The 22,799-nt window shown below is 65.2% G+C and carries 26 protein-coding genes; 14 read left to right on the top strand and 12 right to left on the bottom strand.

Annotated elements, in window-relative coordinates; all coding sequences use genetic code 11:
- The 6 genes from OHQ90_RS29145 to mptB all read right to left on the bottom strand — a co-directional run bounded on the left by OHQ90_RS29145 (nucleotide 1) and on the right by mptB (nucleotide 5,858).
- Complete coding sequence (locus OHQ90_RS29145; protein ID WP_328413164.1) at nucleotides 1-693, bottom strand: type 1 glutamine amidotransferase domain-containing protein; 693 nt, start codon at nucleotides 691-693, stop codon at nucleotides 1-3.
- A 346-nt stretch (nucleotides 694-1,039) separates the two neighbouring features.
- Nucleotides 1,040-1,267, bottom strand: coding sequence for a hypothetical protein (locus OHQ90_RS29140; protein WP_328402879.1), 228 nt, complete (start codon nucleotides 1,265-1,267; stop codon nucleotides 1,040-1,042).
- Nucleotides 1,268-1,418: 151 nt separating this feature from the next.
- Entirely contained in the window at nucleotides 1,419-2,393 is a 975-nt protein-coding gene (locus OHQ90_RS29135) for a COX15/CtaA family protein (protein WP_328402878.1), read from the bottom strand.
- A gap of 68 nt (nucleotides 2,394-2,461) precedes the next feature.
- Nucleotides 2,462-3,253, bottom strand: a complete 792-nt coding sequence (locus OHQ90_RS29130) for an ABC transporter permease (protein WP_328402876.1) — start codon at nucleotides 3,251-3,253, stop codon at nucleotides 2,462-2,464.
- The gene (locus OHQ90_RS29125; RefSeq protein ID WP_328402874.1) at nucleotides 3,250-4,182 is read right to left on the bottom strand and encodes an ABC transporter ATP-binding protein; all 933 of its coding nucleotides are present in this window, start codon (nucleotides 4,180-4,182) and stop codon (nucleotides 3,250-3,252) included. The genes OHQ90_RS29130 and OHQ90_RS29125 overlap by 4 nt, the downstream gene beginning before the upstream one ends.
- Nucleotides 4,179-5,858 carry a polyprenol phosphomannose-dependent alpha 1,6 mannosyltransferase MptB gene (gene mptB / locus OHQ90_RS29120; protein ID WP_328402872.1) on the bottom strand — a complete coding sequence of 560 codons (1,680 nt, stop codon included), beginning with the start codon at nucleotides 5,856-5,858 and terminating at the stop codon, nucleotides 4,179-4,181. Before mptB ends, OHQ90_RS29125 begins: the two co-directional genes overlap by 4 nt.
- Nucleotides 5,859-5,882: 24 nt before the next feature.
- Between mptB and OHQ90_RS29115 the strand changes: the two genes are divergently transcribed.
- From OHQ90_RS29115 to OHQ90_RS29065, 11 genes are all read left to right on the top strand, one after another.
- The gene (locus OHQ90_RS29115) at nucleotides 5,883-6,188 is read left to right on the top strand and encodes a hypothetical protein (RefSeq protein WP_328402870.1); all 306 of its coding nucleotides are present in this window, start codon (nucleotides 5,883-5,885) and stop codon (nucleotides 6,186-6,188) included.
- A 514-nt stretch (nucleotides 6,189-6,702) separates the two neighbouring features.
- On the top strand, nucleotides 6,703-7,524 hold the full coding sequence (locus tag OHQ90_RS29110) for a helix-turn-helix transcriptional regulator (RefSeq protein WP_328402868.1): 822 nt from the start codon (nucleotides 6,703-6,705) through the stop codon (nucleotides 7,522-7,524).
- Entirely contained in the window at nucleotides 7,521-8,957 is a 1,437-nt protein-coding gene (gene sufB, locus OHQ90_RS29105; RefSeq protein ID WP_328402866.1) for a Fe-S cluster assembly protein SufB, read from the top strand. Before OHQ90_RS29110 ends, sufB begins: the two co-directional genes overlap by 4 nt.
- Complete coding sequence (sufD, locus tag OHQ90_RS29100; RefSeq protein ID WP_328402864.1) at nucleotides 8,957-10,168, top strand: Fe-S cluster assembly protein SufD; 1,212 nt, start codon at nucleotides 8,957-8,959, stop codon at nucleotides 10,166-10,168. Before sufB ends, sufD begins: the two co-directional genes overlap by 1 nt.
- A gap of 38 nt (nucleotides 10,169-10,206) precedes the next feature.
- Entirely contained in the window at nucleotides 10,207-10,983 is a 777-nt protein-coding gene (gene sufC / locus OHQ90_RS29095) for a Fe-S cluster assembly ATPase SufC (protein ID WP_328402862.1), read from the top strand.
- A gap of 1 nt (nucleotide 10,984) precedes the next feature.
- Nucleotides 10,985-12,238 (top strand): cysteine desulfurase, encoded by a 1,254-nt coding sequence (locus OHQ90_RS29090; RefSeq protein WP_328402861.1) that lies wholly within the window; start codon nucleotides 10,985-10,987, stop codon nucleotides 12,236-12,238.
- Between the two features lie 3 nt (nucleotides 12,239-12,241).
- Complete coding sequence (gene sufU / locus OHQ90_RS29085) at nucleotides 12,242-12,736, top strand: Fe-S cluster assembly sulfur transfer protein SufU (protein WP_328402859.1); 495 nt, start codon at nucleotides 12,242-12,244, stop codon at nucleotides 12,734-12,736.
- The gene (locus OHQ90_RS29080) at nucleotides 12,733-13,110 is read left to right on the top strand and encodes a metal-sulfur cluster assembly factor (RefSeq protein ID WP_328402857.1); all 378 of its coding nucleotides are present in this window, start codon (nucleotides 12,733-12,735) and stop codon (nucleotides 13,108-13,110) included. Before sufU ends, OHQ90_RS29080 begins: the two co-directional genes overlap by 4 nt.
- 178 nt (nucleotides 13,111-13,288) lie before the next feature.
- Complete coding sequence (locus OHQ90_RS29075) at nucleotides 13,289-13,609, top strand: hypothetical protein (protein ID WP_328402855.1); 321 nt, start codon at nucleotides 13,289-13,291, stop codon at nucleotides 13,607-13,609.
- A 108-nt stretch (nucleotides 13,610-13,717) separates the two neighbouring features.
- Nucleotides 13,718-14,140 carry a DoxX family protein gene (locus OHQ90_RS29070; protein WP_328402853.1) on the top strand — a complete coding sequence of 141 codons (423 nt, stop codon included), beginning with the start codon at nucleotides 13,718-13,720 and terminating at the stop codon, nucleotides 14,138-14,140.
- Nucleotides 14,141-14,214: 74 nt separating this feature from the next.
- Complete coding sequence (locus tag OHQ90_RS29065) at nucleotides 14,215-14,649, top strand: DUF4189 domain-containing protein (protein ID WP_328402851.1); 435 nt, start codon at nucleotides 14,215-14,217, stop codon at nucleotides 14,647-14,649.
- A 45-nt stretch (nucleotides 14,650-14,694) separates the two neighbouring features.
- Here OHQ90_RS29065 and OHQ90_RS29060 read toward each other — a convergent pair whose 3' ends face one another.
- Genes OHQ90_RS29060 through OHQ90_RS29050 form a run of 3 tightly spaced genes read right to left on the bottom strand, consistent with a single transcriptional unit; the run spans nucleotide 14,695 to nucleotide 17,257 of the window.
- Nucleotides 14,695-15,357, bottom strand: a complete 663-nt coding sequence (locus OHQ90_RS29060) for a methionine ABC transporter permease (RefSeq protein WP_328402849.1) — start codon at nucleotides 15,355-15,357, stop codon at nucleotides 14,695-14,697.
- Between the two features lie 11 nt (nucleotides 15,358-15,368).
- Complete coding sequence (locus OHQ90_RS29055) at nucleotides 15,369-16,385, bottom strand: methionine ABC transporter ATP-binding protein (RefSeq protein WP_328402847.1); 1,017 nt, start codon at nucleotides 16,383-16,385, stop codon at nucleotides 15,369-15,371.
- Entirely contained in the window at nucleotides 16,382-17,257 is an 876-nt protein-coding gene (locus OHQ90_RS29050; RefSeq protein ID WP_328402845.1) for a MetQ/NlpA family ABC transporter substrate-binding protein, read from the bottom strand. Before OHQ90_RS29050 ends, OHQ90_RS29055 begins: the two co-directional genes overlap by 4 nt.
- Nucleotides 17,258-17,424: 167 nt before the next feature.
- Between OHQ90_RS29050 and OHQ90_RS29045 the strand changes: the two genes are divergently transcribed.
- Nucleotides 17,425-18,291: a MetQ/NlpA family ABC transporter substrate-binding protein gene (locus tag OHQ90_RS29045; protein ID WP_328402843.1), complete on the top strand. Its 867-nt coding sequence runs from the start codon at nucleotides 17,425-17,427 to the stop codon at nucleotides 18,289-18,291.
- Between the two features lie 4 nt (nucleotides 18,292-18,295).
- Here OHQ90_RS29045 and OHQ90_RS29040 read toward each other — a convergent pair whose 3' ends face one another.
- Nucleotides 18,296-19,336 (bottom strand): isopenicillin N synthase family dioxygenase, encoded by a 1,041-nt coding sequence (locus tag OHQ90_RS29040; RefSeq protein ID WP_328413162.1) that lies wholly within the window; start codon nucleotides 19,334-19,336, stop codon nucleotides 18,296-18,298.
- A 287-nt stretch (nucleotides 19,337-19,623) separates the two neighbouring features.
- On the opposite strand from OHQ90_RS29040, the gene OHQ90_RS29035 reads away from it, so the two are divergent.
- Nucleotides 19,624-20,502, top strand: a complete 879-nt coding sequence (locus OHQ90_RS29035; RefSeq protein ID WP_328402841.1) for an LLM class F420-dependent oxidoreductase — start codon at nucleotides 19,624-19,626, stop codon at nucleotides 20,500-20,502.
- An 81-nt stretch (nucleotides 20,503-20,583) separates the two neighbouring features.
- On the opposite strand, the gene OHQ90_RS29030 is transcribed toward OHQ90_RS29035, so the two are convergent.
- A complete protein-coding gene (locus OHQ90_RS29030; protein ID WP_328402839.1) occupies nucleotides 20,584-21,339 on the bottom strand; it encodes an enoyl-CoA hydratase/isomerase family protein in 756 nt (251 codons plus the stop codon).
- Between the two features lie 453 nt (nucleotides 21,340-21,792).
- On the opposite strand from OHQ90_RS29030, the gene OHQ90_RS29025 reads away from it, so the two are divergent.
- A complete protein-coding gene (locus OHQ90_RS29025) occupies nucleotides 21,793-21,924 on the top strand; it encodes a hypothetical protein (RefSeq protein WP_328402837.1) in 132 nt (43 codons plus the stop codon).
- An 8-nt stretch (nucleotides 21,925-21,932) separates the two neighbouring features.
- On the opposite strand, the gene OHQ90_RS29020 is transcribed toward OHQ90_RS29025, so the two are convergent.
- Complete coding sequence (locus tag OHQ90_RS29020; RefSeq protein WP_328402835.1) at nucleotides 21,933-22,607, bottom strand: hypothetical protein; 675 nt, start codon at nucleotides 22,605-22,607, stop codon at nucleotides 21,933-21,935.
- Between the last annotated feature and the right edge of the window lie 192 nt (nucleotides 22,608-22,799).

Genomic DNA, 22,799 nt, shown 5'->3' with positions numbered 1-22,799 from the left:
TCAGCCCAGTGCTTTGACCAGCTCCGCCGCCAGCGGCGCCGACGATGCGGGGTTCTGGCCGGTGTAGAGGGTGCGATCGACCTCGATGTGCGCAGCCCACGGCTCGCCCTCGCGGAAGTCGACACCCAGGTCGACGAGCTGATCCTGCAGCAGCCACTTGGCCTTGTCGGCGAAGCCGGCCTGGGTCTCTTCGGCATTGGTGAAACCGGTGACCCGATAGCCCGCGAACGGCGTGTTGCCGTCGGCGGCGGTGGCGAGCAGGGCGGCTGGAGCGTGGCAGACAACGCCGAGCGGCTTGCCCGAGGCCAGCGTCGCGTTGAGCAGCGCGCCCGATTCGGCGTTCACGGCCAGGTCTTCCATCGGGCCGTGTCCGCCGGGGTAATAGACGGCGTCGTAGTCGGCGAGGTCCACGTCCGCCAGCCGGATCGGCTGCCGCAGCTCGGTCGCCGCGTCGAGCACTGCCGCAATCGCGGCTGCACCCTCCTGACCACCGTTCACCTCGGGCGCCAGGCTGCCCTTGTCGACCGTCGGTGCCACACCGCCCGGGGTGGCGACCACAATCTCGTGACCCGCGGCCTTGAACGCTGTGTATGGTGCGACCACCTCTTCGGCCCAATAGCCGGTCGGATGTCTGGTGCCGTCGGCAAGAGTCCAGTAGTCGACGCCGGTCATGACGAAAAGGATCTTCGACATCATTTGCCTCCTGATCGTGGATTTGTCGACGTGCTGACATTTCGTGTCCGGATCGTCAGCTCGTCGCCAGCACAACGGTAGGTAGCGATTCATCGGAGCACCAATAGGATCATTGATACGAGACATCGAAATGCTGATGGCTCAGCGGTCGACGCCCACACCTCGTGGAGTAAGCGCCCGAGTCGGTACGACCGGTAGATGATGAAGCCCGGATCAGTCGAGGTCGCGCGGGCCGGCTGGTGGAGCCGCGTAGGCTGCGCCGGGGCACCAGCGCAACGGATTCGGTGGACGTCACGATCGATTGGGCTGGTGCCGGGGCGGGTGCATCACCGCACCACTGGACTTCCTACGGCTGGTTGACTATCCACTGCTGCAGCGCGGTCGAGACGACCGTGTCTCCGTATTCGGTTGGATGCCAAGTCAATCCGAAACACTCCCCGTGCGGGCTGAGGAATTCGTTGACCAACGGATCCGCCGAGCACGTGCCGTTCCCCCTGGTCACCGCGCCTGTATCGAAGAAATCGACGTTCAATATCTGGGCTGCCGCGCGTTGCGCGGTGTCGACAGCGTCCATGTAGTCGGTCTGCGCTCCGTGTCCGGCTGCACGGTCGATATGCGCGCCGCGACCACCCGCGCGTCGCGAAGCTCATTTCTGACCCTCGAAAAGCGGTGACAGGCAACCGGTTTCAAAATCGACACCGAGGTGTCCACCAGCGGCACCCGGCTTACGCAGACCGAACGGCAGCGTCGGGTAGCGACGCCGAGACGCGTTCGCGGGTGCGCAGCGACGCCCAGAGGGCGGCGGTGGCGGCGGTGCAGGCGGCGGCGCCACCGACGTGGATCGCGACGAGGGCTGCGGGCACGTCGGTGAAGTACTGGACGATGCCGATCAGCGACTGCGCGCCGACCAGGCCGAGCAGTACGAACAGCCGCGAGCGGACGGCGGGAGTGATGCCGACAGCGAACAGCCCGAAGGCCAAGCCGATCAGCAGAGCCAGGTAACCGACAAGCAGTTGCGAATGCAGGTGCACCAGGGTGACGATCTCGACCTGCAGGCGCTCGACCTGGCGCTCGATGCTCTTGTCGCCCGCGTGCGGACCGGCGCCGGTTACCAGAGTTCCCGCGATGAGCACGGCGGAGAGGGCGACGCCGCTGAGTGCGGTGAGCCAGCGCAGTGGGGTGGGGGCCTGGATCACTTCGATGCCGTCGTCGGGTGCACTGACCTTCGCGAACATCACCACCGAAACCCAGACCATGAGCATCGACGCGAGCAGGTGCACAGAGACGGTCCACCACAGCAGGCCGGTGCGGACGGTCATGCCGCCGATGATCGCCTGCAGGACGGTGCCGCCCGGCATCAACCACGCGTAGACCAGCACCTCGCGGCGGCGGCGGGCGCGCGTGACGGCCAGCACGATGAGTGCGGCGCACAGGGTCACCGCGAACGACAGCAGGCGGTTGCTGAACTCGACGGTCTGATGCAGGACCGGGACCTCGGAGACGCCGATCGGGGTGAAGCTGCCGGGAAAGCATTGCGGCCAGGTCGGGCAGCCGAGACCGGAAGCGGTGACACGCACGATCGCGCCGGTGACCGCAATGCCTGCTTGCGACAGGATGACGGCGGCCGCGATCCAACGCTGCACCTTCAGTGAGGGGAGCGGAAGCTTGTCGACGAGACGCAAAAATGCGCGATACAGCACGCGAACGATGGTAGCGGCTGCCGGTTGGGACGACTCACCCGGTCTACTACGTGGTGTCGTTGTGCAACTCAGTCGAAGCGGAAGAAACGGGTTGCCAGGAGCGCGGACACCGCGCCCCACGCGGCGAGGACCGCGATGCCGAACCAGTCGACAGTGCTGCGCATAGCGTCTTCGAGAGTGACCGCGAGCGCACCCGAGGGGACAAGCCTGGCCAGCACGTTCACCGCGGTCGGCAGGTCGTCGGAGGCGAAGACGATGCTGGCGACACCGAGCATCACGAACCACAGGATATTGGCGAGCGCGAGCACGATTTCCGCCTTGAGGGTGCCGCCGAGCAGCAGCCCCATCGCCGCGAAAGTCGCGGTGCCCAGTGCGATCACCAGCGCGCCGAGCGCGAGTCCGGCGAGATCGGGCCGCCAACCGAGCGCGAAGCCGATGACGCCGAGCAGGATGGCCTGCAATACCACCACGATCAGCACCGCCGCGCACTTGCCGCCGACAATGCCCCAGCGGGGCAGCGCGGTCGCGCCGAGACGTTTGAGCGCGCCATAGCGACGATCGAAGCCGACCGCGATGGCCTGCCCGGTGAACGCGGTGGACATCACAGCCACCATCATGACCGCGGGCACGAGCTTGTTCACCCGGTCCTCGCCCAGATCGCCGAAGGGCAGCAGAGACAGCCCGACCAGCAGCGTGATCGGGATGAACATGGTCAGCAGCAGTTGTTCGCCATTGCGCAACAACAGGATCAGCTCGAGTCTGGTCTGCGCACGCATCATGGAGGCCCAGCCGTTGGGGCGCGAGTCGGGGGTGAAGGTGCCGGGTGCGAACCGGTTTCCGACGAGATCGGGCTGGTTCATCCGCGTAGGTCCCGTCCGGTGAGTTCCAGGAAGACGTCTTCGAGGCGGCGCTGGTCGATCCGGATGTCGGTGGCGAGCACGTTGACCCTGGCACACCACGCGGTCACCGTCGCCAGCACCTGTGGATTGATCTCGCCCTCGACCAAGTAGCAGCCCGGCGTCGTCTCGCGCGGCGAGAAACCTTCCGGCAGTGCCGTTTTCAACAGTTCGAGATCGAGTTTCGGTGGGGCGGAGAAGCGTAGCTGTCCGGCGGCGCCGTGCGCGGTCACCTCGGCGGGCGTACCGGCGGCGACGATGCTGCCGTGGTCGATGATCACCAGTTGGTCGGCGAGCTGTTCGGCCTCGTCCATCAGGTGCGTGGTGAGCAGGACGGTGACCCCGTCGCGGCGCAGCGCGTCGATCAGCTCCCACACGATCAGCCTGGCCTGGGCGTCCAGGCCTGCGGTCGGTTCGTCGAGGAACACGATCTCCGGCTTGCCGACCAGCGCACACGCCAGCGCGAGCCGTTGTTGCTGCCCGCCGGAAAGACGGCGGTACGGGGTGCGCCGGTTGTCTTGCAGGCCGAGGGTTTTCAGTAGCCAATCGGGGTCGATCGGGTCGGCGGAATAGGCCGCGACCAGGTCGAGCATTTCGCCCGCCCGCGCGCCAGGGTAGGCGCCGCCGCCCTGCAGCATCACGCCGATGCGCGGCCGAAGACGATCGGAGTCGGCGATCGGATCCAGGCCGAGCACTCGCACCGACCCGGCGTCGGGCGTCACGAAGCCTTCGCACATTTCGACGGTGGTGGTCTTGCCTGCGCCGTTCGGTCCGAGCAGCGCGAGCACTTGTGCCTGCTCGACATCGAAGCTGATCCCGTCGACCGCGGTGGTCTCGCCGTAACGCTTGACGACGCCGTCGATGCGCACGGCGGGTCCGGAGGCTGCGGTCACGATGAGACACCGTAGGACGTCGGCTGCTGTGACGGAGCCGACACCCCCGACTGGCCACGCCACGGTAGCGCATTGCGGGTGATCACGATGAACAGCAGGCACACGATCACGGTGACGATCGCCGAGCCGACGATCTGGAAGACCTCGAACTCCCCGCCGCGTGGCATCTGCAGCACGCTGACGATCGCCGAGAACAGGATGGCGGGCACGCGGAATATCGGCCGGGTCGCCCATGCTGCCAACGGCACGATCGCCCACAGCAGATACCAGGGCTGCACCACCGGGAACAGCAGCACGATGGCGCCGAGCGAGACGCCGAGCGCTCCGACCGGATGCAGTCGCCCGGTTCCGGTGGCGACCAGCATGCGCACCGTCACAAACGCCGCGACCGCTGCCGCGATCGGCCGGGTGATGCTCAGCATCGCTGTGGTGTGGTCGCCGAGGCCGAGCAGCACGCCGCCGAATCCGGTGACGATGCCGACCGCGGTGGGCAGCGACATCCAGCTGCGCACCGCGTTCGCGGTATTGAGCGTATAGATCCAGCCGAACCCGAGGCCGCTCAGTGAACTGATCAAAGCTGTGGTGCTGAGCGCGATTGCGCCGAGTAGCGCGGCGGAGATGACGAGCGAGCGCATACCGCCGCCCCATTTACGGGCCAGTGCGACCCAGACGAATCCCATGGTGACAATCGAGGTGATCTTGATCGACGAGGACAAGGTGATGACCACCGCCCCGCCGATCAACAGCGCGTAGGCCCGTCCGTCGAACGGTTCGATGTCGATCGCGCGCAGGCAGAGCTCCAGGCCTGCGAGCATCAGCCCGAGCATCAGCGCATCGTTGTGCACGCCGCCGACGAGATGGAACAGCACCAGCGGGTTGGCCGCGCCGAGCCACAGCGCGCTCACCGGCGCCACCCCGCAGCGCGCCGACAGCCGCGGCAGCGCCCAGACGATCAGCGCGACGCCGGCCAGCGCGAGGATTCGGTGCATCCAGACGCCCATGATGATGTTGTCGCCGGTCAGCGCGGCGATGCCGCGTCCCATCCACAGGAACAGCGGGCCGTACGGTGCCGGCGTCTCGCGCCAGATGTTCGGGACATTTCTGGTCAGCACATTGTCGTTTCCGAGTGCCTGGGCCGGCCCCATCTCATAGGGGTCGATGCCGCGCGCGGCGATCTCGCTCTGTGCCAGATAGGAATACACGTCGTTGCTGAACAGCGGCGGCGCGATACACAGCGGCAGGATCCACAGCAGCAGCGTGCGGTCGAGCTGCGAGCGGGTCAGCCGGTGCAGGGGCGAGCCACCCAGACCGCCGACCGCGAAACGGCCGAGCAGCAGCCACGCGAGCACCACCATCGTGGTGCCGACCATGCACACCGCCAGCGACCCGGTGTGCGCGCGCCCGAAGATTGCGATGATGCGGATGCCCGAGGTGGGATTCTGCAGCACCGGCTGGGCTCCGACGCCGAGCGCGCTGATCACCATCAGCACCGTCCCGGTCGCGCCCAGCAGGCGGATCCGATCGAGCTGCGCCATCTCCCGGCGGTCGAGCTCCGGGACCTCTGATTCGTCGCGATGCAGAACCGCGACAGTGTGATCGGCGGCAGGCGCGTCGAGCCCGAGTACCCGGCGTCCGAGTGCCTTTGTGCTGCGCCGCGCGCTGTCGAGTACCGCCACCAGACGAAGCCTAGAGGAATACGGGTGCCCTCACCGTGGCGGACGGCAGCCGACTATCTCGAGCTGTTGGCCGGCGTCGGTGGAGCAGAATTGGCGGCATGGTTTCGGAATCGAGGCGGTGGATCGATTCCGCGGCGGCGGAGTTGCTCGCCCGGTGCGGGTAGACGGGTTCGGATTGAAGGCGTTGAGCGAAGCGGCGGGGCTGCCGTCCTCGATCTCGTCGCCACCGGCCGTTTCGACCCGTCGCTGGTCATCACCGCGACGTACACCTGGGACGAGGCCATCGACGCGCTGTTGCAAACGCCGCTCGAACTCGTTGCGGTGCGCTAGATCTCGGCAGCCGGCGCTGGATCGTCGGGGTGATCGGGTGGCACTGCGAGTGGTGCACGTAGGCGGTGACGTGGTCGAGTGTGCGTCGTTGTGCTCCACCCAACCCGCCGCGAAGTTCACGCAGCACTCGACGATGTCGCCGGTGACGTAATGGTCGGTCGGTGCCGCGTAGGGCACGGTCGCACCAGCCACCGATGGGAAGCCCGCGCTGGATGCTGTGGCCAGTGTCATGGCGATCGTCATTCGAGTGATCGCACAGGCGTCGGCGAATATTCGGATACCGGTGATTCCCACTCGGTCGAATCCCTGTTTTCACAGTTGATTGCGCGGATGTTCGGCAGCGAGACGCAGTGCGATCGATCACAGTTGCGAGCTCCAAATCTCGTAGCGAACATCTGGCTGTCGAAGAATCGCGTGATCGTCGGGCTCGACGGGATTCATCGGCAGGTCACGAGCCCTCTGGGTCAGGGCACCCTTATTAGATTCCGGGAAGGAATTCCGCCACACTGGTGTTGTGAAAACCGTGGGTTTGCCGCATGACGAGGACTCCAGGGCCGGTCGCCGTACCGGTGCTGCGTCGTCGGCCGCGCCTGCGACCCTCGTCCCGAGCGGTGAGGGGCATACGCGGGCAGCCATCGTCCAGCTGCTGCTGGAAGACGGACCGATCACCGCGACCGCCATCGGAACCAAGCTGGGCTTGACCCCGGCCGGGGTCCGTCGCCATCTCGATGCGCTCATCGACTCCGGTCAGGCCAGGGCCAGCCGGTCGGCGCCCTGGCAGCAGAAGGGTCGCGGTCGGCCCGCCAAGCAGTACCAGCTCACCTCCGTGGGCCGCGGCCGGTTGGGGCACGCCTACGACGACCTGGCCGGCGCGGCTATTCGGCAGCTCGGTGAGATCGGCGGCGATGAGGCCATCACCGAGTTCGCACGCAAGCGGGCGCGCACCATCGTGGCAGGCATCGAGCCTGTCGGTGAGCACACGCCGGAGACGACCACTGCGAAGGCAGACGAGATCGCCGAGGCGTTCACCGACGCCGGTTTCGCCGCGACCACTCGCAAAGTGGGCGCGGGCGTGCAGATCTGCCAGCACCACTGCCCGGTCTCCCATGTTGCGGAGGAATTCCCGCAGCTGTGCGAGGCCGAACTGGAGGCTTTCCGGGACCTGCTCGGAACCCACGTGCAACGACTTGCGACGATCGCCAACGGCGATTGTGCGTGCACCACCCACGTGCCGCTGTTCGTTCCCCCTATTGCCGATATGAAGTCAGCTTCTCCATCAACCGCTGCACAGCCCGCAGCGGGACGTACGAACGACTCCGGAAGGAGTGCCGAATGACGACAACCACCGACCAGGTGCAACCGCTCACTCAGGAAGAGACCATCGCTTCACTGGGCAAATACGGTTACGGCTGGGCCGATTCGGATGTGGCCGGTGCCAGCGCGCAGCGAGGCCTCTCCGAGGAGGTTGTCCGCGACATCTCGGCGAAGAAGAGCGAGCCGGACTGGATGCTGGACTACCGCCTCAAGTCACTGCGCATCTTCGGTCGCAAGCCCATGCCGAACTGGGGTTCCAACCTCGATGGCATCGACTTCGACAACATCAAGTACTTCGTGCGTTCCAGCGAGAAGCAGGCCGAGACCTGGGAAGACCTGCCCGAGGACATCAAGAACACCTACGACAAGCTCGGCATCCCCGAGGCGGAGAAGCAGCGCCTGGTCTCCGGTGTCGCGGCACAGTACGAGTCCGAGGTCGTCTACCACTCCATCCGTGAGGACCTGGAGAAGCAGGGCGTCATCTTCCTCGACACCGACACCGCACTGAAGGAGCAGCCGGAGCTGTTCCAGAAGTACTTCGGCACCGTGATCCCGGCCGGCGACAACAAGTTCTCCGCGCTGAACTCCGCCGTGTGGTCGGGTGGCTCGTTCATCTACGTGCCGCCGGGCGTGCACGTAGACATCCCGCTGCAGGCCTACTTCCGGATCAACACCGAGAACATGGGCCAGTTCGAGCGCACCCTGATCATCGTCGACGAAGACGCCTACGTGCACTACGTCGAGGGCTGCACCGCGCCGATCTACAAGTCGGACTCGCTGCACTCCGCGGTCGTGGAGATCATCGTGAAGAAGGGCGGCCGCTGCCGCTACACCACGATCCAGAACTGGTCGAACAACGTCTACAACCTGGTCACCAAGCGGGCCAAGGCCGAAGCGGGCGCGACCATGGAGTGGGTCGACGGGAACATCGGCTCCAAGGTCACCATGAAGTACCCGGCCGTGTGGATGACCGGCGAGTACGCCCGCGGCGAGGTGCTCTCGGTGGCGTTCGCCGGTCCGGGTCAGCACCAGGACACCGGCGCGAAGATGCTGCACCTGGCGCCGCACACCTCCTCGACGATCATCAGCAAGTCGGTGGCGCGCGGCGGTGGCCGGGCCTCCTACCGCGGTCTCGTTCAGGTCAACAAGGGCGCGCACGGCTCCAAGTCGACCGTGAAATGTGATGCGCTGCTTGTCGATACGATCAGCCGCTCGGATACCTACCCCTACGTCGACATCCGTGAGGACGACGTGACGATGGGCCACGAGGCCACCGTGTCGAAGGTGTCCGAGGACCAGCTGTTCTACCTGATGAGCCGCGGCATGACCGAGGACGAGGCCATGGCGATGGTGGTGCGCGGGTTCGTCGAGCCCATCGCCAAGGAACTGCCAATGGAATACGCACTGGAATTGAACCGGCTCATCGAGCTGCAGATGGAAGGGGCCGTCGGCTGATGGCGACTGGCGTTGTTGGAGCGGTCGAGGGCGAGAACCCTACGGCCAAGCCGATTCAGAACCCGGGCGCCGGCTCCGCGACCAACAAGGGTGAGGTGTTCACCTCCTACGACGTGAACGCCTTCGAGGTGCCCTCGTCCAAGGATGAGGCGTGGCGGTTCACGCCGTTGCGTCGACTGCGCGGCCTGCACGACGGCACCGCGGTGCGCGACGGACAGGCCACAGTCGAGGTCAGCTCGGTCGCCGATGTGAACGTGGAGACCGTGGCGCGCACCGACTCTCGCCTCGGCGAGGCCGGCGTGCCGTCGGATCGCGTTGCCGCCCAGGCGTACTCGGGCTTCGAGTCGGCGACCATCGTGTCGGTCGGTGCGGAGACCGAGGTCGCGGAACCGGTGATCGTCACGGTCACCGGTCCCGGCGAGGGTATGACCGCCTACGGTCACTTACAGATCCGGCTGGCCAACTTCGCCACGGCCACTGTGGTCATCGACCAGCGCGGCAGCGGAACCTACGCCGAGAACGTGGAATTCGTGCTCGGTGACAGCGCGAAGCTGACCGTCGTCGCGGTCCAGGACTGGGCCGACGACGCCGTGAATGCGACCGCGCACCACGCGCTGCTCGGCCGCGACGCCACGCTGCGCCACATCGCGGTCACGCTTGGCGGTGACCTGGTTCGCCTCAGCGGAACCGTCCGCTACGCAGGCCCCGGCGGCGACGCCGAACTGCTCGGCCTCTACTTCGCCGACGCAGGCCAACACTTCGAGCAGCGCTTGCTCGTCGACCACTCGCAGCCGAAGTGCAAGTCGAACGTGCTGTACAAGGGTGCGCTGCAGGGAGATCCGCATTCGCCCAAGGGTGACGCCCGCACCGTGTGGATCGGCGATGTGCTGATCCGTGCGGCCGCCGAGGGCACCGACACCTTCGAGGTGAACCGCAACCTGGTGCTCACCGACGGCGCGCGCGCAGACTCGGTGCCGAACCTGGAGATCGAGACCGGCGAGATCGTCGGCGCGGGTCACGCAAGTGCTACCGGCCGTTTCGACGACGAGCAGCTGTTCTACCTGCGCTCCCGCGGTATTCCGGAGGATGTGGCGCGACGCCTGGTGGTGCGCGGCTTTTTCCAAGAAATCATCCAGAAGATCGCGGTCCCCCAGATCCGGGAGCGGCTGGAGTCGGCCATCGAGGCCGAGCTCGCCGCTGTCGGCGTGTGATCCCGAACCACTTACCCCCACAAAGGAACTCGAATTCGATGACCACCCTGGAAATCAAGGACCTGCACGTCGAGGTTGCCAACCCGGACGAGTCCGGCGAGCCCATCAAGATCCTGAAGGGCGTGAACCTCACCATCAATTCCGGTGAGACGCACGCCATCATGGGCCCCAACGGTTCCGGCAAGTCGACGCTGTCGTACGCGATCGCCGGCCACCCCAAGTACACGGTGACCTCCGGATCGATCACTCTCGATGGCGAAGACGTCCTCGCGATGTCCGTCGACGAGCGTGCGCGTGCGGGCCTGTTCCTTGCCATGCAGTACCCGGTCGAGGTGCCAGGTGTGTCCACGTCGAACTTCCTGCGCACCGCCGTCACTGCCGTCCGCGGTGAGGCCCCCAAGCTGCGGCATTGGGTGAAGGAAGTCAAGGAGTCGATGAGCGAGCTCGAGATCGACGCCGCCTTCGCGGAGCGCAATGTGAACGAGGGCTTCTCCGGTGGCGAGAAGAAGCGTCACGAGATCCTGCAGCTCGGCCTGCTCAAGCCGAAGATCGCCATCCTCGACGAGACCGATTCCGGACTGGACGTCGACGCGCTCCGCATCGTGTCCGAGGGCGTCAACCGCTACAAGGAGCGCGAGAACGGCGGCGTGCTGCTGATCACGCACTACACCCGCATCCTGCGCTACATCAAGCCGGAGTTCGTGCACGTCTTCGTCGGTGGCCGCATCGTCGCCGAGGGTGGTTCGGAACTTGCCGACGAGCTCGACGCGAACGGCTACGTCCGCTTCACCCAGTCTGCTACCGCAGGAGCCTGATATGACCGCGACGGTCCCCGCACTCGACGTGGCCCGCATCCGGGCCGATTTCCCGATCCTGAGCCGTACGGTTCGGGATGGGAAACCGTTGGTGTACCTGGACTCCGGCGCGACCTCGCAGCGGCCCGTCGCGGTCCTGGACGCGGAACGCGAATTCCTGGTCCAGCACAATTCGGCGGTGCACCGCGGCGCGCACCAGCTGGCCGAGGAGGCGACCGACGCCTACGAGGATGCCAGGGCAGATATCGCCAGGTTCGTCGGCGTGCACGCCGGTGAGATCGTTTTCACCAAGAACGCGACCGAATCACTGAACCTGGTGACGTACTCCTTCGCCGACAGCCGGTTCCCGTACCATGTCGGTCCCGGCGACGAGATCGTCATCACCGAGCTCGAGCACCACGCGAATCTTGTTCCGTGGCAGGAGCTCGCGCGCCGTACGGGTGCGACGCTGAAGTGGTACGGCATCACAGACGACGGCCGGATCGATCTCGATTCGCTCGAATTGTCGCCCGCCACCAAGGTTGTCGCGTTCACGCATCAGTCGAATGTCACCGGCTCGATCGCGCCGGTGGCCGAATTGGTGCGCCGGGCAAAAGAAGTCGGCGCTCTCACGGTGCTGGACGCCTGCCAGTCGGTGCCGCACATGCCGGTGAACTTCCGCGAGCTCGGCATCGATTTCGCCGCGTTCTCCGGTCACAAGATGCTCGGACCTTCCGGTGTCGGTGTGCTCTTCGGCCGCCGTGCGCTGCTGGAGGAGACCCCGCCGTTCATCACCGGTGGCTCGATGATCGAGACCGTCACCATGGAGGCGAGCACCTACGCCCCGCCGCCGCAGCGGTTCGAGGCGGGCGTGCCGATGACCTCACAGGTGGTCGGACTCGGTGCCGCGGTGCGGTATCTCGAGGCGATCGGTATGGAAGCTGTTGCCGCACACGAGCACACACTCGTCGACGCGGCGCTGGCCGGACTCGGCGCCATCGACGGCGTGCGGATCGTCGGACCGACCGAGAATGTCGACCGTGGCGGCGCGGTGTCGTTCGTGGTCGACGGCATCCACGCGCACGATGTGGGCCAGATCCTGGACGACGAAGGCGTCGCCATCCGAGTGGGTCACCACTGCGCGTGGCCGCTGATGCGCCGCCTCGGCGTGCCTGCGACAGCGCGCGCCTCCTTTGCGGTTTACAACACCCTCGACGAGGTAGACAAGCTGGTAGCCGCAGTGCGGAAGGCTCAGAGCTTCTTCGGGGTTGGATAAGACATGCGCATGGAGCAGATGTACCAGGAAGTGATCCTGGACCACTACAAACACCCGCATCACCGCGGGCTGCGGGAACCGTTCGGCGCCGAGGTGCACCACGTGAACCCGACCTGCGGTGACGAGGTGACCCTGCGCGTGCAGCTCGACGACAACGGTGACGTCGCCGACGTCTCCTACGACGGTCAGGGCTGTTCGATCTCTCAGGCGTCGACCTCGGTGCTGACCGATCAGGTCATCGGCCTGCCGTTGCAGCAGGCGCTGAAGGTGGTCGACTCGTTCAACGAGATGGTCGCGAGCCGCGGCACGGTCGAGGGCGACGAGGACATGATCGGCGACGGTATCGCCTTCGCGGGCGTCGCCAAGTATCCGGCCCGGGTGAAGTGCGCTTTGCTCGGTTGGATGGCGTTCAAGGACGCGGTGGTCCGGATAGCCTCCGCCGAGGAAGCCAAGCGTCCGATGGGCAATGGATTGCCAACGAATGGGGAAACGGCATGAGCGAGACACCGGTAACCGAATCCGCCGAACAGGCTGAACAGGTCGAGCTGTCTGCGGAAGACATCAAGCGCCTCGAGGATCTCGAGGAGGCGATGCGCGACGTCGTCGACCCTGAGCTCGGCATCAACGTGGTCGACCTCGGGCTGGTCTATGGCCTGGCCGTCCAGGACGAAGTCGCCATCCTGGACATGACCCTCACCTCGGCGGCCTGCCCGCTGACCGACGTCATCGAGGACCAGTCGCGCAACGCACTCGTGCGCAGCGGCCTCGTCGAGGACCTCAAGATCAACTGGGTGTGGATGCCCCCGTGGGGCCCCGACAAGATCACCGAAGACGGCCGCGAACAGCTCCGTGCCCTGGGATTCACCGTCTGACCGGATACCCGCTCGCAACGCCCCGACCCCGTGGTCGGGGCGTTGTGCATTCCGGAGTCGATCGTCCGGCGAGGCCACACAGGGGAGTACTTCTCGTATTTGCCGAAACCTGTGCCACTCGTGATGAAGCCGCACCGTGGGCCTGCGATGATGGGGCGGGAGTCGGAAGAAGCAGGCGATGTTCTGGTTGGAAATCCACGAGTTCTCGAGGGACCGTCAACCGCGCTGGGGGTGGGTCGTGATCATTCTTGCCGCCGTGCTGTCTTTCGCCGTGCTGGTGCTGGTGTTGGTGAGCACCGATGATTTCGAGGATGGGCCGACGACGACCGTGCCGTCCACTTCGGGTCCGTGCCAGCCGTTCTGTATCCGGACCCCACCGCGCCGAATGGCGGGTAGCGCCGCTCGCTGGCTATTCGAGTGTTCCGCAGGCGCGGCGCACGTACGATCGAATGCGTCCGACCTCCTCGCGCCGAGCACGCTGCTGGCGCGCTGGTTCTGAGTCGGAATCTGCGGCTGTCACATCTTCGGGCTTCCCACGGTCATTGCGATGACGGGATCTACCCGTCGTCGTCGCGCCGCGTGGCGACAACTCCTCCGGAGGAACAACATGCCGCAACGTTCACGATCGGCTCGGCTCGGCCAGGCCGTCTACTGGTTTCTCGCGTTCGAATTCGTCATCGGGTTCGCCACGAAGTTCTGGCTCGGGCCGACCTTCTTCGGCCCGGCGTACTCGGAAAAGTTCGCCGAGTGGGGTTTCGACCCGAACATGCGATTCGCCGTCGGTGGGTTGGAACTGATCGCCGCCGTGCTGTTGGTGGTGCCGCGCAAGGAGACTCGATTCCTCGGCGCCGCGATGCTGGTTCTGGTGCTGACCGGCGCCGTGACTACGCACCTCATCGACGACGGCGCGATCTACGAGGAGGTCTCCGCGCCGCTGCACTTGGTGATCATGCTGGTCGTCGCCCTGGTGAACTGGCCGGCCGACTGGAGAGATGTTGTCCCGCTGGGGAATCGAATGACGTCGCGATGAGGAGCAGGTTTGCATAATTCGTGAGCGGTGGACAACGATCGCGCTGCACATTGTTTCGATAAACGGGAGAAAACATGATGTCAGTGTCGGGCAAGGCGGCTCTCGGCCTGGTCGTGTCATCCGCGACCGCGTTCGTCGGGCTCGGGGCCGCAACCGCAGGCGCGGCCGGCGACCTGTACGGGTCGCTGGCGATATCGAACACATCGCGCGGCGCGGTCGTCGGATCCGGTGTCAACTATGGGAGTTACGAGGACGCGGATCGGCGGGCGCTGTCGGAATGCGGCGCCGCGAAGTGCAGAGTCATCGTGCACTTCGCCAATGGCTGCGGCGCCGTCGCGGTCCGCGACGGCCACTACACCTGGGCATTCGGGTATTCGCGGGTGGAGGCGGAGCAGGCCGCGATCGGGCAGCTCGGTCCCGACCCGTCACCGCTACTGGCCGCCCTCGGCAGCGCGGCGCCGAGCCGCGCTGCGATCGTCACCTCGGAGTGCACAGCGAACGCGCGCTGACGAGACCATTGATACGCGCGGTCGACCATCGCGCGTATCAATGTTTCAGCGGCGCAATACTTTCCTGGCCAGGAAATTGCCGAAGAACTGGATGCCCTGAACACCCGCGATAATGATCAGCGTCGCAACCAGCGTGACCTGCCAGTCGAACCGCTGATAGCCGTAGACCAGCGCGAAGTCGCCGAGACCACCGCCGCCGACGGTGCCCGCCATGGCCGACATATCGACGATCGCAACGATCACGAAGGTGTAGCCGAGCACCAGCGGGCCGAGTGCCTCCGGGATGAGCAGCGTCAGAATGATCCGCAGCGGTCCGGCGCCGACGGCCCGTGCCGCCTCGATGACCCCGGGATCGACGGTGACCAGATTCTGCTCCACGATGCGCGCGATGCCGAACGATGCGGCCACGATCATGACGAAGGCGGCAGCCTCGGTGCCGATGGTGGTGCCGACTACCTCCAGGGTTACCGGCCCGAGGGCCGCGAGCAGGATGATGAACGGAATCGGCCGTACCACATTCACAAGCACGTTGAGCAGGAAGTAGATCGGGGCGTTCGCGAGCAGGCCGCCCTTGCGGGTGGTGTACAGGGCGGTCCCGAGGAACAGCCCGATCAGTCCGCCGATCACGAAGGTGAGCAGTACCAGATAGACGGTGGTGCCGATCGCTTCCTGCAGCACCGGCCGCAGTTTGTCCCAATCGGTATGCATGCTTGCTCCTTTCAGGCCCGTCGGCGATCGAGTTCGTCGACCACCTTGTCGACCGCATCGTCGGGCCCGTGCAAAGCCAGCGTGACGCTGCCGAACGTCTTGTCCTGCAACGTGCTCACCCCGCCGTAGACCACCTCGAACCGGACTTGTGCGTTGGTCGCCGCGGCCAGCACCGCGCCGATCCCGCGCTTGTCGTCGATGTCGACGGTGACCAGCCTGCCGCCGTGCAGCTCGCTGAGTCTGCGGAACTCCTCGTCGCTGGGCCGGTTGTGCAGCACGGTGTCGACGAACGACCGGGTCGGCGTCGCCTGTGGGTCGGCGAAGACGTCGAAAGTGCGGGCCAGCTCCACGATTCGACCCTCGGCAAGTACCGCGACACGGTCGGCCACCGCGCGGATGACGTCCATCTCGTGGGTGATGACCACGATGGTGACGCCGAGCTCGCGATTGATCTGCTTCAGCAGCCGCAGCACCTCCTGGGTGGTCTCCGGATCCAGCGCCGAGGTCGATTCGTCCGCGAGCAGCAAGGACGGCGAGGTGGCGAGAGCGCGCGCGATGCCGACGCGCTGCTTCTGGCCACCGGAGAGCTGATCGGGATAACTGCGCGCCTTCTCGGACAGGCCGACGAACTCGAGCAGTTCGGCGACGCGCGCCTTGCGCTCGGCCCGCGGCCGGCGTGCCACCTTCAGCGGGTACTCGATATTCCCTGCGGCCGTGCGCGATCGGAACAGGTTGAACTGCTGGAACACCATGCCGATGTCCCGGCGGATCCGCCGCACCTCGGCCTCCCGCACCCCCGTGATAGGAGCGCCGGAGACCTCGACGGTGCCACTCGTCGGCTTCTCCAGTGCGTTGATCAGCCGTACCAGCGTGCTCTTGCCCGCCCCGGAATAGCCGATCACGCCGAAGATCTCACCCTTTTCGATCCGCAGATCGATGCTGTCGAGCGCGATATGCCGATCTGTGCCTTTACCGAAAGCCTTGGTGACCGAACGGAATTCGACCGCGGGGACCTGATACTCGCTCACTTGCCGTCGCGGATGGTCTGCTGCACGCGCTGCAGGATCTGCTCCAGCTCGGGACCGTTGCGCCGCACCTCGACCGCTGTGCCCTTGGTCACCTCGGAATGGGCCTGCTGCACCTCGGGTGAGTGCCAGAGCTCGACGAGCTTCTGGTACCTCGGGTTGTTCTTGTCCTCGGCCCTTGTCACCAGCGCATTGATGTACGGCTCCGCGGACGGATTCTTCGGATCGTCCTTGTACAGAGCCGAATTGGGGTCGATACCGGAGCGGTCCAAGAAGGTGTTATTGATGATCGATCCGTCGACCGAGGCCAGCGACAGCGCCGTCTGCGCCGCGTCGACCGGGGTCACCTTGACCTTGGAGGCGCCCTTGTCGATATCGGCGGGCGAGGGCGCCTTGGTGTCCGACGACAACTTCAGCAGACCCGCGGTCTGCAGCACGAACAGCGCTCGCGCCTGATTGGTCGGGTCGTTCGGGATCGCGATCTCGGCGCCCTGCGGCAGATCGGCGATGGTCTTGTGCTTCTTGGAGTACAGGCCGAGCGGCACGATATAGGTGGAGCCGATCGGGGTCAGATCCGCATTGTTCGCGACGTTGTAGGCGCCGAGGAACTGCAGGTGCTGGAACAGATTCACATCGATCTGCTTTTGCGACAGCGCGAGGTTCGGCTGCTTGTAGTCCGAGAAGTTGGTGATCTTCAAGGTGATGCCCTGCTCCTTTGCCTTCTGCTCGAAGACGTCCCAGGCCTTGTCCTTGTCGGTGGTGCCGATGCGCACTACCGTGTCGGAGGCGGCCTTGTCGTCGGAGCCGCACGCCGTAAGGGTGAGGGCCGTGGTGGCAACCAGGACCGGGATCGCCAGTACCCGATGGAATTTCACTCGTGCTCCCGAATGCTTGTCGCAACATCCGCCCGACGGACCCATGCCCGATCGAGCGCTTTCTGAACCCGGTAATCCAAGCGGTGTCTCGCGGGGTGCCGCAACGGTTTGAATTGTGCTGAGCAAAACTCTCGCGAACTCTTGGACGGGCGTCTAGTTTGCGAGAAATGCGAGTTCTGCGCCGTGTTGCGGTGATCCCGATGCTGTTCGCTCTTGCCGCCGGTGCGGTCGCATGTGGTGACGAGCGCAATCCGGACGTGGTCCGTGTAGGTGTGAACGACATCGCGCTGCCGCACTGGGAGGTCTACAAGAAGAAGGCCGCCGAACAGGGCATCACGGTCGAGTACGTCAACTTCACCGACTACAATCAGCCGAACCCCGCGCTGTCGCAGCAGCGGGTGGACCTCAACAAGTTCCAGCACGTGCGTTATCTGGCCAATTACAACGTCCGCAACAACGACACCCTGGTGCCGATCGGCGCCACCGAGATCTTCCCGCTCACCCTCTACTCGCGGAAGCACAAGTCGGTCAACGACATTCCGGAGGGCGGTCAGATCACCCTCAGCAACAATCCGGCCAACCAGGTGCGGCCGCTGCTGGCGCTGTCCGCGGCGGGCCTGATCGTGCTCCATGGCGGCGCGAGCTGGGACTCCAAGATCGAGGACGTCGACACCGCCGCCTCCAAGGTGCGCCTGACCACCATCGATCCCACACTGACCGCGCCTTCGCTCGACAGTGCGGACGCGGCATTCGTCGATGACACCTTCGCGCGCCCCGCCGGTCTGACCACCAAAGAAGTGATCTTCACCGATGACCCCGAGCGGCCGGAGCTGAAGCAGTACATCAATATCTTCGCCGCTCGCGCCGCGGACAAGGACAACCCGAAATTGGTGGCCCTCGCGAAGCTGTACCACGACCCCGAGGTGGAGGCGGCCGTGCGCGCCGAGACCGGCTACCAGGGTGTGTTCAAGACCAACGATCCCGCGGATCTGCAGGCCACGTTGCGGGAACTCGAGGCGAAATTCCGCAAGTAGGGTCTCATCTGTCCATCGCGGACAGCACTCGGGCGGCCTCGCGCTGTGCGTTCGTATTCGGTTGCAGCGCACGCGAACCGGCCAGCTTCGCCTGCACGTGCTCGGAGACCGTGATCGGCGCGTACTTGCTGCCCGCACCGATGCACGAAGGCAGCGTCTCGATCATCGCGTCGAAATTGCCGTCGTGGAAGAACGCGGCGCTGCGGCGGCGTTCGATAGTGCCGTCGACGATCGGCGGCATCACCCGGTGCAGAGTGGACAGCCACCGTTCGTTGGTCCAGCGCGTCATCAAGTCGCCGAGGTTGACCAGCAGTGCGTCGTCGGCGGGCTGCACGTCGTGCCAGCGTCTGTCGGCACCGAGTACCTGCAGGCCGGGGACTTGGTCGGCCCACAGCACGGTGACGATGCCGTAATCGGTGTGCTCGCCCATGCCCTTGAGTTCGCCGTCGAGATCGACGGTGCCCGGAGGCAGGGCGTAGTTGTTCATCCGCAGCACGTCCAGCGAGTGATCGGTGAAGTGGTCGAAATATCCGGCGGGCAGGTCGAGGGCGTCGGCGAAGATGGTGGTGAGAGTGCGCACGACGCGCGCGGCCTCGGCGAAGTACGCCTGGACTCGCTGTCGGAATGTGGACAGCTCGGCGGGCCAGACGTTGTCGGCATAGCCCGCCGCCGCGGGCAGGTCCAGGTCCGGGTAGTCGGCCGTGGTGGTGCCGACGTTGAACGCTTCGAAGTAATCGTTCATCCGCGTCGCCGAGGCCACCCCGAGACTCGAGCTCAGGTTCTCGCTTTTCGGCGGCGTGTAACCGCGGTTGAATTCGACGGCGGTCCGGTACCGCTGTTTGATCGCCGGATCGAGGGCGAAGAAGTCGTCGAGCGTGGCGGCGAAGTCGTCGAGGACCGACCGCGCGATGCCGTGCCCGCGAATCTGCATGAACCCAACCGTGCCCGCGGCCGCATCCACCTGGCGAGCGACCGCGGCCCGCTCGGCATCGCTTGCCAGGTCGACGTAGGACGAGATGTCGATGACGGGAACATCGAACTCCATCATGTGCGTGTCCTTTCCTGGCCGAGCGGTATACATCCAGCTTGTCGCCGGATGCATGCCGCGTTCGGTCATTGGGGTCACGATCGCGTAAAGCCGAACGGCGCCATATCGCTCCGGGTGCGCGGGCTCGCACCCGGAGGCGAAAGCGGATCCGTTCGATGCCGGCGACAAACGTCTGGCCTGCTCGTCCGAGGTTGCCTTGACCTCGGCGGCAACGTTTAGCGTTGCGATCGCCGGCCGCACGGAAGGGCCGCGCTTTGTCCGCATCGATCATCCGAGGAATGCCCATGAAGTTCGCGATCAGCTACAGCACGCCGTTCAACGGCACCGACCCCGACCGGCTCACCGCGTTTGCTGTGCATGCCGAGGACAGCGGTTTCGAGGGCCTGTATCTGCCGGATCACATCGCGCTGTATCCCGGTGCGATATACGGGGGAAATGAGCTGCCTTCGACGCTGCCGTATTTCGACCCGCTCGACAGTCTGAGCTTCGTCGCCGCTTCTACCCGGAGGATTCTGCTGGGTACCGGTGTACTGCTGCTGCCGTACCGGCATCCGGTGATTCTGGCCAAGCGGCTCGCGACGATCGATGTACTGTCCGGCGGGCGTATGCGGCTGCTCACCGTCGGGCTCGGTTTCCTGCCGGGCGAGGCGCAAGCGACGGGCGTGGACTTCGCCACCCGAGGCAGACGCGCCGACGAAGCGATCGACGTCATGCGCCTGCTGTGGTCGGGCGGACCGGAGGGAGTCGGCTATCACGGTGAGTTCTTCGACTTCGACAATCTGTGCAGCTTCCCGAAACCGCAAGGGGCGAGCGAGCTTCCGATCCATATCGGTGGCAGCAGCCGAGCGGCGGCGCGTCGGACCGGTCGGCGGGGTGACGGCTATTTCGCCGGTGGGATGCTGCCCGAGCCCGAACGTGACATTCAGTGGGATCTGGCCAAGGCGACGGCTGTGGAGGCAGGCCGCGATCCCGCGGCGCTCGAGTACACCCGTTGGGGGACTATCGACATGACCGCCGAACAGGTCGAGGCTTCGGCCGCGCGCGGCGTGACCCGAATCGTCGTCGGACTCCAGCCGGGCGATCCCGGTCAACAGCTGGACAAGATGTCGGAATTCGCCGAACGTTTCGGATTGGTAGCGGAATTGCAGAACCAGCACAGCTGACTTCCACCTGAACTCGACAACACCTCGGCAGCCATCTCCGGCGTGAATTCGCTGAATGCGCCTGGCGACGAAGGTCAGTCCTCAGGAGGCGGTGAACTTCGGCGCGCGGCGTTCGACGACCGCGCGGACGCCTTCCGCGAAGTCGGCGCTGTGCATCAGTTCCGCCTGCTGTTCGGCCTCGTGATCGGTTGCGGCACAGACCTTTTCAGCCAGATCACCGCGCAATGTGGTGCGGATCGAGCGCACTGCGAGTGGCGCGTTGGCCGCGAGTTGCGCGGCCAGTGCGATGGCCTCGTCGCGGAGTGTGCTCGCGGTGGTCAGTCGATCGCACAGGCCGATGGTTTCGGCTTCGGCCCCGTCGACGGCCCGACCGGTGGTCAGCAGGTCGAGAGACTTCTGTGCGCCGATGACCGCGGGCAGCGTGACGGTAAGTCCGAACCCGTGGTGGATGCCGAGCCTGGCGAAGTTGGCGATGAATCGCGTCTCACGGGTGGCGACCCGGAAGTCGGCCGACAGCGCCAGTCCGAGCCCGCCTCCGATCGCCGCGCCGTGCACGGTCGCCACGGTCGGGGTGCCGACCTCGAACAGGCGCGCGGCCTCCGCGTACAGCTCGCGTGGATCGCCGATCCCCGGCCCGGCGAAGTCGGCTCCCGCACAGAAGTGTTTTCCGGTGGAGCACAAGACAATTGCTCGGCAGGCGGGGTCTGCGTCCAGCGCCGCGTACGCATCGGCCAGGGACCGGATCAGCGCGGTGTCGAAGTAGTTGTAGGGTGGCCGCGAGAATTCCACCACTGCCACATGATCGTCGCGCAGCTCGATCGCAAGGTCGTCGCTCACTCGGGACTCCAGAACGTTGCGGACAGTGACTGAGCGAACCTTAACCGAGTCCGGCAACTGCGGTGTGAGGCAGGGGATCCCCTCGGACCGAACGAGGAACGGCGAGGGAGTGGCGCAGCCCGGGTCGACTGCTCTACATGAGCTGCCATAGCGTTCCGCGGCTTTGGGATGAAGGCCGGAATGTGTTGTGATCTCAACCGTCGCGGGTGCATGCGGCGCGACCCAGACGTCAGCGCGAACGGTCGCTCACTGCTCTTCCTCGGATGCTGACAGCTCACGCAAGCGTGGCAACGCAATGGCACGAAAGGCCGTACCCGGCAGCTGAGCACAGAAGGTACACCCGCCGCCCTGTCCCAATTTCGGTAGTGGACAGGTCATTCCATTAGACGCCTACTCTTCGGAATGTAGGATGCATTGCACCGCATCGAGTCTCGCTCTACAGCGTCCGGCGTAGTGATCGCGGCCGACAACTCTTTCTCAGCGAAACCACCGTCGAATCCCACCTGGTTCCACATCTATGCCGAACTCGGCGTCCGCTCCCGCACCTCCGACGCGCCCCGGGCCCGCGAACAGGGCGCGATCTGATCAAGAGGTCATTCGTTCTGTTCCAATCGTGCCCGAAGTTCTGGCGTTAGGGGCTTGTAGTACTCCTTTTTTTCCTCATTCCCGAGCAAGTATGTGTCGACGGTTGGGGTTTTGATATCCCCGTTGTGCATTCGCATCACAATGTTGCAATCTGGGCCGCCTGTTTGGATGCTTCCCCAAGGAGTCATGGTCGCTATGGAATATCCGGTGTCGTTCTTGATAATTCGAGACACGCCGGTTGCCCGGTACATCCCTTCTTGGTCGGTCGCCTCGAACCCTGCGGCGAAGCTCTTCGGATCGTGGACGGTAATTTCACCGCGCGGTTGAGTCACTACCATATCGGTAGCCTTGGCGACATAGCTCGTTTCTTTGTGGCCGCTCTGGAGGACGCATTGGACGATCTCCCCTTCGGTGGCGGGTCGAGCCGGAACGAGTTTGTCGCCCTTTTTCACGAGTAACTCGCCCCTGTTCATCAGAGCGTCGGTGTAACGCGACCGCTCGAGAGCGACGTACTCATATGGTGATGGTACCGTCTCCGTCACATTCAACGCTCGGGCAAAGCGTAGCGCTTCCGCTGAATCCGTTGCGACAATGCCGGTTCCGATACTATCTCGCAAGTCGTCCGCGATTCCCAGTTTGACCCGTGTCACCGTTTCGCTCGTTGTTTTGACCAAGATATCCAAATGATCTCTTATCGAGCACATGTACGGGGAAAGGTTGGGGATCAAGCGATCTCACCGCCGTTCGGAATCATCTGATGCGTGTCCGGTTGACTGGTCGGGTTCCGACCGGCCTTTCGCCACTGTACCCATCGGCGCACCCGACCCATGTCCACATTTGGGGATGGCGGATCGCGCATCGGGCAAGTCATCTCC

The sequence above is a fragment of the Nocardia sp. NBC_00403 genome, assembly GCF_036046055.1.
Classification (GTDB): Bacteria; Actinomycetota; Actinomycetes; order Mycobacteriales; family Mycobacteriaceae; genus Nocardia.
This window is presented reverse-complemented; position numbering and strand designations above follow the sequence as displayed.

What these genes read in the sequence shown, in the direction of transcription:
- OHQ90_RS29145 (WP_328413164.1), bottom strand. Translation starts at nt 693, where the DNA reads ATGTCGAAGATCCTTTTCGTCATGACCGGCGTCGACTACTGGACTCTT.
- OHQ90_RS29140 (WP_328402879.1), bottom strand. Translation starts at nt 1,267, where the DNA reads ATGGACGCTGTCGACACCGCGCAACGCGCGGCAGCCCAGATATTGAAC.
- OHQ90_RS29130 (WP_328402876.1), bottom strand. Translation starts at nt 3,253, where the DNA reads ATGAACCAGCCCGATCTCGTCGGAAACCGGTTCGCACCCGGCACCTTC.
- sufB (WP_328402866.1), top strand. Translation starts at nt 7,521, where the DNA reads ATGACGACAACCACCGACCAGGTGCAACCGCTCACTCAGGAAGAGACC.
- sufD (WP_328402864.1), top strand. Translation starts at nt 8,957, where the DNA reads ATGGCGACTGGCGTTGTTGGAGCGGTCGAGGGCGAGAACCCTACGGCC.
- sufC (WP_328402862.1), top strand. Translation starts at nt 10,207, where the DNA reads ATGACCACCCTGGAAATCAAGGACCTGCACGTCGAGGTTGCCAACCCG.
- OHQ90_RS29090 (WP_328402861.1), top strand. Translation starts at nt 10,985, where the DNA reads ATGACCGCGACGGTCCCCGCACTCGACGTGGCCCGCATCCGGGCCGAT.
- sufU (WP_328402859.1), top strand. Translation starts at nt 12,242, where the DNA reads ATGCGCATGGAGCAGATGTACCAGGAAGTGATCCTGGACCACTACAAA.
- OHQ90_RS29080 (WP_328402857.1), top strand. Translation starts at nt 12,733, where the DNA reads ATGAGCGAGACACCGGTAACCGAATCCGCCGAACAGGCTGAACAGGTC.
- OHQ90_RS29075 (WP_328402855.1), top strand. Translation starts at nt 13,289, where the DNA reads ATGTTCTGGTTGGAAATCCACGAGTTCTCGAGGGACCGTCAACCGCGC.
- OHQ90_RS29070 (WP_328402853.1), top strand. Translation starts at nt 13,718, where the DNA reads ATGCCGCAACGTTCACGATCGGCTCGGCTCGGCCAGGCCGTCTACTGG.
- OHQ90_RS29065 (WP_328402851.1), top strand. Translation starts at nt 14,215, where the DNA reads ATGATGTCAGTGTCGGGCAAGGCGGCTCTCGGCCTGGTCGTGTCATCC.
- OHQ90_RS29060 (WP_328402849.1), bottom strand. Translation starts at nt 15,357, where the DNA reads ATGCATACCGATTGGGACAAACTGCGGCCGGTGCTGCAGGAAGCGATC.
- OHQ90_RS29045 (WP_328402843.1), top strand. Translation starts at nt 17,425, where the DNA reads ATGCGAGTTCTGCGCCGTGTTGCGGTGATCCCGATGCTGTTCGCTCTT.
- OHQ90_RS29040 (WP_328413162.1), bottom strand. Translation starts at nt 19,336, where the DNA reads ATGGAGTTCGATGTTCCCGTCATCGACATCTCGTCCTACGTCGACCTG.
- OHQ90_RS29035 (WP_328402841.1), top strand. Translation starts at nt 19,624, where the DNA reads ATGAAGTTCGCGATCAGCTACAGCACGCCGTTCAACGGCACCGACCCC.